General features: G+C 70.4%; 10 protein-coding genes. 2 read left to right on the top strand and 8 right to left on the bottom strand.

Annotated features, from left to right (window positions below):
• Nucleotides 1-3: 3 nt before the first annotated feature.
• From M2163_RS24590 to M2163_RS24555, 8 genes are all read right to left on the bottom strand, one after another.
• Nucleotides 4-1,521: a type IV secretory system conjugative DNA transfer family protein gene (locus tag M2163_RS24590; RefSeq protein ID WP_280895039.1), complete on the bottom strand. Its 1,518-nt coding sequence runs from the start codon at nucleotides 1,519-1,521 to the stop codon at nucleotides 4-6.
• Nucleotides 1,522-1,534: 13 nt separating this feature from the next.
• Nucleotides 1,535-2,944, bottom strand: a complete 1,410-nt coding sequence (locus M2163_RS24585; protein WP_280895038.1) for an ATP-binding protein — start codon at nucleotides 2,942-2,944, stop codon at nucleotides 1,535-1,537.
• A 10-nt stretch (nucleotides 2,945-2,954) separates the two neighbouring features.
• On the bottom strand, nucleotides 2,955-4,514 hold the full coding sequence (locus M2163_RS24580) for an SCO6880 family protein (RefSeq protein ID WP_280850671.1): 1,560 nt from the start codon (nucleotides 4,512-4,514) through the stop codon (nucleotides 2,955-2,957).
• Nucleotides 4,511-5,842 (bottom strand): hypothetical protein, encoded by a 1,332-nt coding sequence (locus M2163_RS24575; RefSeq protein ID WP_280850672.1) that lies wholly within the window; start codon nucleotides 5,840-5,842, stop codon nucleotides 4,511-4,513. The genes M2163_RS24580 and M2163_RS24575 overlap by 4 nt, the downstream gene beginning before the upstream one ends.
• A complete protein-coding gene (locus M2163_RS24570; RefSeq protein ID WP_280895037.1) occupies nucleotides 5,832-6,668 on the bottom strand; it encodes a hypothetical protein in 837 nt (278 codons plus the stop codon). The genes M2163_RS24575 and M2163_RS24570 overlap by 11 nt, the downstream gene beginning before the upstream one ends.
• A 256-nt stretch (nucleotides 6,669-6,924) precedes the next feature.
• On the bottom strand, nucleotides 6,925-7,233 hold the full coding sequence (locus tag M2163_RS24565; protein ID WP_007383036.1) for a hypothetical protein: 309 nt from the start codon (nucleotides 7,231-7,233) through the stop codon (nucleotides 6,925-6,927).
• 338 nt (nucleotides 7,234-7,571) lie between these two features.
• A complete protein-coding gene (locus M2163_RS24560; protein ID WP_280895036.1) occupies nucleotides 7,572-8,930 on the bottom strand; it encodes a S53 family peptidase in 1,359 nt (452 codons plus the stop codon).
• A 424-nt stretch (nucleotides 8,931-9,354) separates the two neighbouring features.
• Nucleotides 9,355-10,242 carry an alpha/beta hydrolase gene (locus tag M2163_RS24555; protein ID WP_280850675.1) on the bottom strand — a complete coding sequence of 296 codons (888 nt, stop codon included), beginning with the start codon at nucleotides 10,240-10,242 and terminating at the stop codon, nucleotides 9,355-9,357.
• Between the two features lie 588 nt (nucleotides 10,243-10,830).
• Here M2163_RS24555 and M2163_RS24550 point away from each other — a divergent pair.
• The gene (locus M2163_RS24550; RefSeq protein WP_280850676.1) at nucleotides 10,831-11,556 is read left to right on the top strand and encodes a trypsin-like peptidase domain-containing protein; all 726 of its coding nucleotides are present in this window, start codon (nucleotides 10,831-10,833) and stop codon (nucleotides 11,554-11,556) included.
• 88 nt (nucleotides 11,557-11,644) lie between these two features.
• Nucleotides 11,645-12,652 (top strand): bifunctional lytic transglycosylase/C40 family peptidase, encoded by a 1,008-nt coding sequence (locus M2163_RS24545; protein WP_280850677.1) that lies wholly within the window; start codon nucleotides 11,645-11,647, stop codon nucleotides 12,650-12,652.
• Nucleotides 12,653-12,756 lie beyond the last annotated feature (104 nt).

Genomic DNA, 12,756 nt, shown 5'->3' with positions numbered 1-12,756 from the left:
GCTCTACGCCGGGAGGTCCGCGTCCGGCCAGCGGGTGCGGGCCTGTTCGCGGGACCGGAGCAGGGCCAGGGTCGGCAGGCCCGTGTCCGCTCCGGCGGCCAGCAGCTCCGGGAGCTGGGGAAGGGGAGCCACGGCTGCGATGTCGTCCAGGACGAGCGTGAGTGGTGGGTCGAGGCGACCGGAGGATGACCGTTCGGCCATGCGCCGGCCACGCTCGACCACGCTTGAGGCGAGGGCCGTCAGGAGGGGCATCGCGCCGGGACGGGTCCTGGGGTCCTCGATGGATTCACCTACCACATAAAGCGTGCCCCCTTCGTCGACGAAGGAATCCAAGGCGAGGGCATCATTTCGGTTGGGAGTGCATGCCTCGCGGATGTTGACCGTGAAGAGGGCGGCGAGGGCGCGGCTGGTCAACTCCTGTGCGATGTCACGTCGTTCGGGGTGCGCGGTGAGGGCCGCTTCGAGTTCGCCCGCGGAGCCGGGAGCCGCCTTCGGATGGGTGCGGAGGGTCTTCACGGCGTCCTGGACCTGTGTGCCCTGGCACCAGCGGTGGACGTGGCGGATGGTGCGGGCCTCTATGGCGGCCGCGTGGAGATAGCTGCGCAGGAGCGTTTCGGCCGTGTCGGCCACGGCCTGGTCGATCTTGGCGGTGGGGCGGACGGGGGCGAGGAGGGCCCGCGCTCTCGCCTTGGCCGTCTCCTGGGTCTCGCAGCCGGTGGTGGGGGACCAGTGGAGGCGGGCCGGGGTGTCGCAGAGGTGGATGGGGTCGTAGACGTGGACCGGGCCGAGTTTGGCCCGGGCGTCCTTGGTGTCCTGCCAGATGGTGGGGTTCGAGGTGACGACGAGGGCGGGGCCCTCTGCGTCCCTGATGGTCTGGGTGGCGGTGGAGCGGCGGGTTTCCCTGGGGGCGTAGAGGATCGCGCCTTCGGCGCGTTGTGTTTCCCAACCGCCCACCCGTGCATCATTCGTCGTCGCCTGCGGGTGGCCCTGGTGGGGACTGCTCGCCGTCGGCGGCTGCGGGGGCAGTGGCTGCGTTGCTGCGAGTGTCTGTGGCGTGGGAACGGTTTGAGCAGGCTCCCGTTCCGGTGCCGGTCTCTGGGCCGGCACCTCGTGGGACTGTCGTTCCCGGGCCGCCAGATTCTCCGCTCTCGTCCTCGCGCGGACCGTTCGCCAGCGGGCCAGTGTGCCCATCACGAAGATCGTGAGGACGGTCAGGATCATCAGCTGGCCGATGAACAGGCCCCAGACCAGGCCGTAGCCGGGGAGCAGGCCGGCGGGGGTGTCGGGCCAGGCGCCGGCGACGTCCTGGGGGTGGCCGATCAGGTGGCGCATGGCCAGGGGGGTGCGGGTGAAGGTGACGCCCCGGGGCCAGTCGCCGTGGGCGAACAGGCCCGCGAGGCCCGTCGACGTCCAGACCAGCACGGTCATGCCGAGGAGGAAGGCGAGTATGCCGACCAACAGCCCGTCCGGGACGCCTCCCTGGCCCCCCTGACCGCCCTGGCGGCGGTCGTCCGGTCTCACCACTGCCCACCTCCTACGCCACCGTCGACTCGGAGTCGCCCATGTGCTGCTCCACGAAGGCCGCCGCCCGCTCCTCCGCCTCCAGCTCCGCGGCGCGCAGGGCGTCGTCGGTGAGGTCGGCGGAGGACTCGGTCATCGCGCGGTCGGTGAAGACCAGCGGGCGTTCGGTCTCGGTGACCAGGTGTTTGACCACCTGGACATTGCCGTTGACGTCCCAGACGGCGATGCCGGGGGTGAGGGACGGGATGATCTCCACGGCCCAGCGAGGGAGGCCCAGGACGCGGCCCGTCGCCCGTGCCTCGTCGGCCTTCTGGGCGTAGATCGTTCGGGTCGAGGCCATCTTCAGGATCGCCGCGGCCTCCTTCGCGGCCGCTCCGTCCACCACGTCGGACAGGTGGTGGACCACCGCCACGAAGGACAGGCCGAGCCGTCGGCCGAACTTCAGCAGGCGCTGGAAGAGCTGGGCCACGAAGGGGCTGTTGATGATGTGCCAGGCCTCCTCGACCAGGAAGATGCGCTTCTTCCGGTCGGGGCGGATCCAGGTGTGTTCCAGCCAAACTCCGACGATCGCCATGAGGATGGGCATGGCGATGGAGTTGCGGTCGATGTGGGACAAATCGAAGACGATCAGTGGCGCGTCGAGATCGATGCCGACCGTGGTCGGGCCGTCGAACATGCCCCGCAGGTCACCGTCGACCAGGCGGTCCAGGACCAGGGCGACGTCGAGGCCCCACGCGCGGACGTCCTCTGTGTCGACGTTCATCGCCTCGGCCGACTCCGGCTCGGGATGCCGTAGCTGCTCCACGATGTCCGTGAGGATCGGCTGGCGTTCGACGATCGTCTCGTTGACGTAGGCGTGCGCGACCTTGAGGGCGAAACCGGAGCGCTCGTCGAGGCCGTGGCCCATCGCCACCTCGATGATCGTCCGCAGCAGGGCGAGCTGGCCGGTCGTGGTGATCGCCGGGTCGAGCGGGTTGAGGCGGATCCCCATGTCCAGGGCGGCCATGGGGTCCAGGCGGATGGGAGTTATCCCCAACTCCTGCGCGATGAGGTTCCATTCGCCGACGCCGTCCTCGCCCTGCGCGTCGAGGACGACCACTTGGCGGTCGCGGAAACGCAACTGCCGCAGGACGTACGTCTTCTCCAGCGCCGACTTGCCGTTCCCGGACTCGCCCAGGACCAGCCAGTGCGGGGCCGGGAGCTGCTGGCCGTAGAGCTGGAAGGGGTCGTAGATGTAGCCCTTGCCGGAGTACACCTCCCGGCCGATGATCACGCCCGAGTCGCCGAGACCCGGAGCCGCGGTCGGGAGGTAGACCGCCTGTGCCTGGCCGGTGGAGGTGCGGACCGGCAGGCGGGTCGTCTCGACCTTTCCGAAGAGGAAGGACGTGAAGGCGTCGGAGAGGACGGACAGCGGATCCCGCATGCTTTTGCCCCTACCTTCGAATGCCGGTGGCGAACGGAAGCGTGTTCACGAAGGCGCGATGGTGCTCGCGGTCGCACCACTCCAGTTTCAGGTACGACTTTCCGGCCGAGGCCCGGATGGTCCGCTTGTCGCGGGCCAGCGCCTCGGGGGACCGGGAGGAGACGGTGATGTAGCCGACCAGGTTGACCCCGGCCGCGCCGCTCGCGAGGTCCTCGCCGCGCTGGTCGAGGCGGGAGTGGGCGGCCACGTCACGGGGGTCGATCGTGCGGTTCATCTTGGCCGCGCGGGACGCCTCCGCCTCGTCGTTGGTCTTCTCGGTCAGCATGCGCTCGATGGCGATCTCGGTGGGTTCGAGGTCCATCGTGACGGCGACCGTGCGGATGACGTCCGGGGTGTGGACGAGCAGCGGCGCCAGGAAGTTGACGCCGACGGGGGTCATCGGCCACTCCTTCACCCAGGCCGTGGCGTGGCACCAGGGCGCGCGGGTGGAGGACTCCCGGGTCTTCGCCTGGAGGAATGTCGGTTCCATGGCGTCGAGTTCGGCCGGCCAGGCGTTGCGCTTGGTCATCGCCTGGATGTGGTCGATGGGGTGGTCCGGGTCGTACATGGAGTGGATCAGCGAGGCCAGCCGGCCCTGGCCGAGGGGCTGGCGCACCCGGATGTCGGCCTCCTGGAGGCGCGAGCAGATGTCGGTCAGCTCGCGCGCCATGACGACCGCGAGGCCCGCGTCCTTGTCCAGCCTGCGGCCGTTCTGCGGGCGGGCGGCCCGCGCCATCGCGTGGGCCTCCGCGGCCAGTTCACGGTTGTAGTGCATGCAGGCGACGAGATAGGCGCGGTGCTGCTCGCTGCTGGTGGACACCATCGACTGGAGTTGGTCGTACGACGTCTGGAGCCAGGGCAGCGCCTTGTCGTCCCCGCGCATCGCGACGTCCTTGGCGTGGGCGTCGGGGTCGGCGGGCAGGGTGCGGGCGAGCATCTGGAGGCGGGTGACGAAGCCGTCGCCGTTGGCCACGTGCTTGAGCAGGGTGCCGAAGCGGTCGACGAGGGCTTCCTGGTCCTCGGAGTCGCGCAGACCGACGCCGGGGCCCTCGATCTCGATGGCGGCGGTGACGGTACGGCGGTCCGCGTGGAGCAGTACGGCGATCTCGTCGGGCCCGAACGGGGCGGCGAGCCAGTTGATCCGGCCGATGCCGGGCGGCGGACCGACCTCGACCTCGCGGCCGTCGACGTGGGTGCCGGCCTCCATCACCGAGGAGCGGTAGGTGGTGCCCTGGCGCAGGGTGCGCTTGTAACTGCGGTTGATCTCGAACCACTTGTAGAACGTGCGGCGCTTGTACGGCACGTAGACCGCGGCCAGCGCGAGCAGCGGGAAGCCCATGAGCAGGACGATGCGCAGGGACAGGACCGGGACGAGGAGCCCGCACATCATGCCGAGGAACGCGCCCACGATGATGAGCGCGATCTCGCCGGTCTCACGGTTGCGGCCGACGATCGCGTTCGGCCGGGCGCGGCCGATCAGATATGTACGGCGGGGCGTGACCGTATGCGACACGTGGGACTCGGTCGTCAACGCCCGTCACCTCCTGTGCTGTTGCTGCTTGCGTTGCGGTTGCCGGCGTGCGGGGTGTTCACCGAGTTGCCCGCGCGGGGAGCGGGAGCGGCGGAGGGGACAGATCCGCCGCCTCCGTTCGGGGTGCGCGAGCTGTGGGCGGCGACTCCGCCGGACGCCGGGTTGCTCGGGCGGGCGCCCGAGCCTCCGGAAGCCTGACCGTTGTTGTCGGCCCGGGAGCTGTGGGTCTTGATGCCCTGGGCGACGAGGGTCGCGGGCGAGCTGATGACGGCCGCCGCCTTCCCCTCGGCGTTCTGCATGATGCGGTTGTTGCGGGAGCCGGCGATCTCGTCGCCGAAGCCGGGGACGAAGCGGTAGATCATCGCGCTGGCGAAGATGGCGAGCAGGATGATGGCGAGGCCGGAGACGACGGCGGAGAAGGCGTCGGGGCCGTCGTCGGAGGAGAGCGCGCCGGCGAGGCCGAGGACGATGACGATCACCGGTTTGACCAGGATGACGGCGATCATGATGCCGGCCCAGCGGCGGACGTGGCCCCAGAGGTTCTTGTCGACGAGGCCGGCGTAGACGACGGTGCCGAGGAGGGCGCCGACGTAGAGCAGGGCGGCGCGGATGACGAGCTCCAGCCACAGGACGCCGGCGGCGAGGATGCTCACGAGGGAGACGACGATCAGCATGATCGGGCCGCCGCCGATGTCGTTGCCCTTCTCCAGGGCGCCGGAGAAGGTGCCGAAGAACGTGTCGGTCTGGTCGCCGGTGGCCTTGGCGAGGACCTCGGAGACGCCGTCCGTGGCGGATACGACCGTGTAGAGGATCAGGGGGGTGAAGGCGGACGCGAGGACGGTCAGCCAGAGGAAGCCGATCGCTTCGCTGATGGCGGTGGTGAGGGGGACGCCTCGCACCGCGCGCTTGGCCACGGCCAGCAGCCACAGGAGAAGGGTGAGGATGGTCGACGCGGCGAAGACGACCGCGTACTGCTGGAGGAACTTCTGGTTGGTGAAGTCGACGTTCGCGGTCTCCTTCACGGCCTCGCTGAGCTTGTCGATGGTCCAGGCGGCGGCCTTGGCGCAGCTGTTGGCGAGGGAGGACATGGGGTCGAGGGTGGAGGTGGGGTCCAGGGAGGGGGATCCTCCGGAGGAGCCACCCGAGGAGTCGCCTTCGCAGACCTGCTTGGCCTGGCCCGACAGAAGGCTGCAGTTGTCGGCGGACCCGGTGGGGGTCGGCGTGGGCGTGGGTGCTGCCGCGGCGCGGGTGGCGAGCAGTACGGCGGCGGTCTGCGCGGTGGCGACCGCGGCGGCGACCTTGACTGCGAGGCGCTGGCTACCGGGCATAAGTGAAGCCTCCGTACTCCTGGACGGCCGTTGCCATTTCGTCAGCGCTGGAGGCCTTTTCGTCGGCGGGGACGGGCGCGGGGCCGTCCTTCTGGGACTGGGTCACGATCTTCCAGTCGCCGTTGGTCCACACGAGCTGCATCGTGGTGGTGAACCAGCTGTTGGTGACGGGGTTCGTGGAGTTCTCGCCCGCCATGCCGAGCAGGCCGCTGCACCAGACCTCGACGGTCACGTTGTTCTGCGAGGACTCGGTGACCTTGGTGCCGATGGGATTCGTACGGGAGACGAACGTGTACCCGGCGGGCGTGGAGCCGTCGTCGTTCAGGCCGACGGTCTTGTTGAGGGCCGGGGTGTAGGCCTTGTCCAGTTTCGACTGGAACTCGGCCACGCGCGAGGGGGCGACGATCGCCTGGAGCGTCGCGTCGCGCTGGGTCTTGTCGAACATGCCGGCCGCGCCCAGGGCCACGGCGTAGTTCGCGGCCGCGCTCTGTGCTCCCTGCGCGTCGTGCGCGTACCCCGCCGGGATGACGCCCGGAGTGGACCGCACCGGCTTGGTGCCGCTGGGGTCCGTCGCCGTGACGTTCGGCCGGCCCCCTGCCCCCTCCGCCGACGATGACGCGGAATCGTCTCCTCCGCGGTTCGCGAAGGCGATCGCGGCGATCAGGAGGACGACGACGCCGACGACGGTGACCAGGCTTCGGGAGGACGAGCGGCCGGAACGGCGGGCGCCGCCGTACACGTCGGTGGTGCCGCCCGGCAGGTGTGTGCGGGTCTGGCCGGTGCCGCCGTAACCGTTGGAGCCCTCCTGGTCGTCTCCGAGACTCATGCCGCTTACGCCCCCTCGACGTGGTGCGGGAAAGTGCGGGCAAACGCGTAGGAGTACGACGGTAGCCGTGCTGGTTCCCGCGCGGGCGCGGTGTGGTGACTCGGCATCAGAGTCATCGGAGTCATCGGGGAGATCGGAGACATCGGAGACATCGGGGGAACGCAACCTCAGCCGGTGGGCACTGCGGACAGGTGGGGTAGAGGGGGTACCGGGGCGCGCCCGGCCGGACCGGAGGTGCGTCGACCGGACGCGGCGGCTATACGGCCATGCCGTACACGATGGTGAAGAGTGTGCCCAGCGATCCGATGATGAAGACGCCGGTCAGGCCCGCGATGATGAGGCCCTTGCCCTGTTCCGCGCTGAAGGTGTCGCGCAGGGCGGTGGCGCCGATGCGCTGCTTGGCCGCGCCCCAGATGGCGATGCCGAGGCAGAGCAGGATGGCGACCGCCATGACGACCTGGATCATCGTCTTCGCCTCGGTCCCCAGTGCCCCGAAGGGGCCCCAGTCCGGAGCGATCCCGCCGATGATGGTGTTGATGTCTCCCTTGTCGGCCGCAAAGAGCATGTAAGTCACCGCCCCTGGTGGGTAGTTCCGTCTCCCCTGCGTGGGCGCAGAGGTCAGGCCTCATTGTCGCCGACAATTCTGCCGTCGTATGTCGACTTGGCGTCATTGGTTGGCGTGTTTCGTACGAATGACTGTCTGGTCACTCTGTGTATCACGGCAGGTCACCCCGGGCAATGAGGCCTGAGCGGAACCTGGCGTGTGGTTCCGTCGTTGACCCCTCTTACGACCTGCGGCGCTTCTGGCACCGATGTTCTGCGGGTGAAGGCTAACCCGGCGGGCCACCGGTACGACGAACGGGCCGCGGTAGGGGAGTCCGCGGCCCGCTCGTTGACGGAGAGTCAGCTGGTGAAGGCGGTTACTCCTTCCGGGGTGCCCCAGCCGGTCGGGCCGTCGTAGCCGGTCCTGGCGGTGCAGAAGTAGCTGGTCGAGCAGCTGCCGTTGTTGCCCGAGGTCACGTCGTTGAGGGCGGAGGTGTGTGCGTAGGGGTAGGCGGCCGGGTAGTCGCTGCTGCCCGGGGTGCCCGCGAGGGCGTACACGGAGGCGATGATGGGGGCCGAGGCGCTGGTGCCGCCGTAGGTGTTCCAGCCCGTGCCGTCGGAGCCGTAGGAGTCGTAGACGGAGACGCCGGTGGCGGGGTCGGCGACGGCGGAGACGTCGGCGATCATGCGCTTGGTGCAGCCGGTGTCGGTCTGCCAGGTCGGCTTGGTGTCGTAGGAGGAGCAGCCGGAGCCGGTGCCCTCGGTGGAGCTGGTCTTCCAGACGCTCTCGGTCCAGCCGCGGGAGGTGGAGGACGGGGAGAGGGCGGTGCCGCCGACCGACGTCACGTACTTGGAGGCGGCCGGGTACTCGGCGCCGTATCCCGAGTCGCCGGCCGAGACGGTGATGGCGACGCCGGGGTGGTTGAAGTACGAGGAGTCGTACGACGTGTCCGAGGAGGACTCGGAGCCGCCGTAGGAGTTGGAGACGAACTTGGCGCCCAGGGCGACGGCCTCGTTCACCGCCTTGCCCAGGTTGGTCATGCTCGCCGAACTCGCCTCGACCAGCAGGATCTTGGCGTTCGGGGCGATGGCGGAGACCATGTCGAGGTCGAGGGAGATCTCACCGGCCCAACCGCTGTTGGCGGTGGGCAGGGAGGTCGTGGAGCCCGTCTGGGAGACCTTCTTGAAGCAGCCGTTGGCGGTGGTGCAGGCCGGCAGGCCGTAGTAGCTGCGGTAGGTGGCCAGGTCCGCAGCGGCGTTGGGGTCGTCGTAGGCGTCGACGATGGCGATGGTCTCGCCGGAGCCGTTGGAGGCGGCCGCGGAGGTCAGGCCGTAGGCGGACCGGAGGTCGCTCGGGCCGTAGCCGGTCGGGGTGGCGGCGGACGCCTTCGGGGAGACGGTCGCGGGGCTGGTGCCCTTCCTCGCGGCCTGCTCCTCCTGGAAGGCGGTGGTGCCGCCGGTGACGCGCAGGGCGTTGCAGGCGGCGTAGCCCTTCTTCGGAGTGGCGCCGCACGCGCTCTCGTACGTCACGTGCGCCTTGGCGACAGCGGCCGCGATGGCCTTGCTGCTCACCTTGTGGGGGGTGGTCGCGGTGGCCGCGCCGGCGTGCGCCGCGGTGCCGAGGCCGGCGAGCAGCAGTGCGCCGGTGGCCGCGACGACGGAGCCGTATCGGCGCCATCTGCCGGGTGCGTGGGGGGCGTTGGGCATGGACGTACGCAACGTAAAGCCTCCAGGGAGTGGGTGCAGAGGCCTGCGGTGGGGGACCACCGGTGAGGTTCCCGGTGGGGGCGGCGACCCGCGACGACCATCGCCTTGTTGAGTACGTGACAACAAGACGGGCGGCGGAATCCTGACTCCCGCCTTACTGAAGGGCGTTGGGGGATTGCTGATCGATGGCCGACGGATGGGCGGGGGATGGCCACGGCTTGACCGTCTGCACGCGTCGCACACAACTCCGGGCGCGTGACGGTGACGCGGGTGCCGGGCCCGCCGCGGGTCAGCGGGGCTTGAGGCCGTGGAGCAGGTGGTGGACCAGTCCCGGCACGGCGGCCATGGCCGTCTCGGTGGAGAACTTGCCGGTGACGGCGAAGGAGGCCCGGGCGAGGGTGGTCGTGGCGGGGCTCGGGCTGCTTCGGGTGGGTTCTTACGGCCCTGTGGCTCCGGCGTTCTTCCAGAAGCCGGTCAGTGCGTCCGCGAGTGCCTCCGGTGCCTCCTCGGCCATGTGATGCCCGGAGTCGAGCGGGCCGCCCTCCAGGTGGGCGCCTGCCCAGTCCCGCCAGACGGCCAGGACGTCGCCGTAGAGGTCGGCCATGTCGTCCCGCGTGGCCCACAGGATCTGGAGCGGGCGGTCGATGCGCCGCCCGGCCCGCTGGTCGGCGTCGTCGTGCTCGCGGTCGACGCCGAGGCCGGCCCGGTAGTCCTCGCACATCGCGTGCACGGTGGCCGGGTCGTGGATGGCGTGCCGCCAGTCCTCGTAGGCCTCGGCGCCCATCTGTTCGGCCGTGGCCGTGTACCAGGCGTCCGGGTCGGCGTTGATGACGCGTTCGGCGGGCTTGGCCGTCTGGCCGAGGAAGAACCAGTGCCACCAGTTCGCGGCGAAACCGGCGTCGCAGCGGCGCAGGGCCTCCCCGATGGGGATCGCGTCCAGCACGCTGACGGCGGACACGGCCTCGGGGTGGTCGAGGGCGAGGCGGGTCGCCACGTACGCGCCCCGGTCGTGACCGACCACCGCGAACCGTTCGTGCCCGAGCCGGCGCATCACCGTGAGGCAGTCGCCGGCCATGGCGCGCTTGGAGTACGGACGGTGTTCGGGGTCGGTGGCGGGCTTGTCGGAGCGGCCGTACCCGCGCAGATCGGGGCAGACGACGGTGTGGCCCGCCGCCACCAGCAGCGGGGCGACGCGGTGCCAGGTGGCGTGCGTACGGGGGTGACCGTGCAGGAGCAGCACCGCGGGGCCGCTGCCGCCGTGCCGCACCCGTAGCCGGACGCCGTCGTCACCCTCGCACCGCGTCAGTTCGAAACCGTCGAACACACCAGCCTCCCGGGCTCCCGTCGTCCAGGCTCGGCTGCCCCGGGGACCGGGATCCACACGGTCGGGTCCGTCAGTCGCGGGGCGGTGGCTGGGGCGTACGCGCGCACGGGCGTCTTTGTTGCGGCTCGGCCCGTCGGTCGGTACGGCCGGGGTGCTGCCGTGGTGTCGTACGCGTGGGCGGCTCCCGTCGTCCAGGCTCGGCTGCCCCGGGGACCGGGATCCACACGGTCGGGCCCGTCAGTCGCGGGGCGGTGGCTGGGGCGTACGCGCGCACGGGCGTCTTTGTTGCGGCTCGGCCCGTCGGTCGGTACGGCCGGGGTGCTGCCGTCGTGTCGTACGGGCGGGCGGCTCCCGTGGTCGGGGCTCGTCCGTCGCGGGGCGGTGGCTGGGCCTACGCGCGCACGGACGTCGTTCTTGCGGCTCGGCGGCTTGCGGCGGGCGGCTCCGGGGGCGGGCTGCGGATCGTCGGGGCTGGCAGGCGCAGGGGCGTCGCCGCTGGGCGTACGCGCGGGCGGCTCCCGTCGTCGGCGGGCCGCCCGGGACCGGGTTCGGGGACGGCGCTTGACGTGATTCTCACCTTCGTGCGGAATGCTTCCTTCCGTGAAGCGCACGCCACGTCTCGCTCTCCACGCCGCTGCCGTCCTGCTCACCGTCACCTCGGCCTCCGAGGCGGTCGCCGACGACGGGGCGGGGCCCTTCGGGGTGACGACCGTCGCCGCGGTGACCTCGACCGGCGCCCGCGTGGGAGCCCTCTTCGACGGCGGGCAGCACCACTGCACCGCCTCCGTCGTCCGCAGCCCGCACCGGGACCTCCTCGTCACCGCCGCGCACTGTCTCGACAACGGCGACGACGGCCTCGTGTTCGTGCCCGGGTACCGGGGCGGCAGGGCGCCGTACGGGAAGTGGAAGGTGAGGGAGCGGTTCCTGCCCCAGGGGTGGGCCGAGGGCCAGGACGAGGACAGCGACGTCGCCTTCGCCACGGTGGAGGGGGAGGTGCAGGGCGTCGTCGGCGGGAACCCGTTCGTGACCGGCACCGCCACCGGGGCCACCGCCGTCACCGTCACCGGCTACCCCTCCACCCGTGCCGTGCCGATCAGCTGCACCAACAAGCCGACCAGGCACAGCCGCACACAGCAGCGGATAGCGTGCCCCGACTTCACGGGGGGTACCAGCGGCAGTCCCTGGGTGAACGGGGACGGCCAGGTGGTGGGGGTGCTGGGCGGGCACGAGCAGGGCGGGGCGACGGCCGACGTGTCGTACAGCGTGGTGCTCGGGGCGGAGGCCGCCGCGCTCTACCGTGACGCCGTGCGCTGATCTTTGCGCCGACCCCGCCGAGTACCCCGGTTTCCTCCAGGGAAGCTCTTAGACTGGCGCGGGCGGACTCCCAGTGGGCGAGGGGCGGTTGACGGTGCGTAAGGCGTGGCTGGTTGCGGGCGCCGTTCTCGGGGCGGGGCTCAGCTTCGTGATGCTGCTCGTCGTGGGGGTCTACGTCGTCGCCGGCAACCTCGCCAACGGCGTGGGCGGAGCCACCAGGGCCCTGGCCAAGGGGGCCGTCCCGGCCGCGTACCAGCCCCTCGTGCAGAAGTGGGGCAACCTCTGCCCCGCCATCAACCCGGCCCTGCTCGCCGCCCAGCTCTACCAGGAGAGCGGGTTCAACCCGAAGGCGCAGAGCGCGGCCGCGGCGCAGGGGATAGCGCAGTTCATCCCGGGGACCTGGGCCACGCACGGGGTCGACGGGGACGGCGACGGCGACAAGGACGTCTGGGACCCCAACGACGCGATTCCCTCGGCGGCTTCCTACGACTGCTCCCTCGCGTCCTATGTGAAGGACGTGCCGGGCAACCTCACCGAGAACATGCTCGCCTCCTACAACGCGGGCGCCTACGCGGTCATCAAGTACGGGGGCGTGCCGCCGTACAAGGAAACCCAGAACTACGTGAAGACCATCACGACCCTGGAGGAGAGCTTCGCGGCGCCCACGTCCCGCGTCGATCCCTCCAAGCAGGCCGCCGGCGCCATCTATTACGCGCAGAAGAAGCTCGGGACGCCCTATCTGTGGGGCGGGACCGGAACCGCCGAGCAGGGCGGGCGCTTCGACTGCTCGGGGCTGACGCAGGCCGCGTACGCGAGTGTGGGCATCACGCTGCCGCGTGTGGCCAACGACCAGTACAACGCGGGCCCGCATCCGGCCAGAACCGAACTGCTGCCGGGGGACCTGGTGTTCTTCTCCACGGACCTCAACAACTCGCGCGCCATCCACCATGTGGGGATTTATGTGGGCGGCGGATACATGATCGACGCACCGAGAACAGGTGCTGTGATCCGGTTCGACCCGATCGACACTTCTGAGTACTTCGGTGCCACCCGGGTCACCGAAGATGGCGCGAAAGCATTGCCCACCACGGTGTGACCGAACGTGAAACCCACCCCCTGAGCTGCGGCAATGTATCTCTCTTCGATAACGTCTGCGTGATCATTCAGTGGAGTGTGGAACGTATTAACGGAAGCCGTGCG

The organism is Streptomyces sp. SAI-135, assembly GCF_029893805.1.
Classification (GTDB): domain Bacteria; phylum Actinomycetota; class Actinomycetes; order Streptomycetales; family Streptomycetaceae; genus Streptomyces.
Note: the sequence above shows the minus strand (reverse complement) of the source record. Positions and strands in the feature narration are given on the sequence as shown.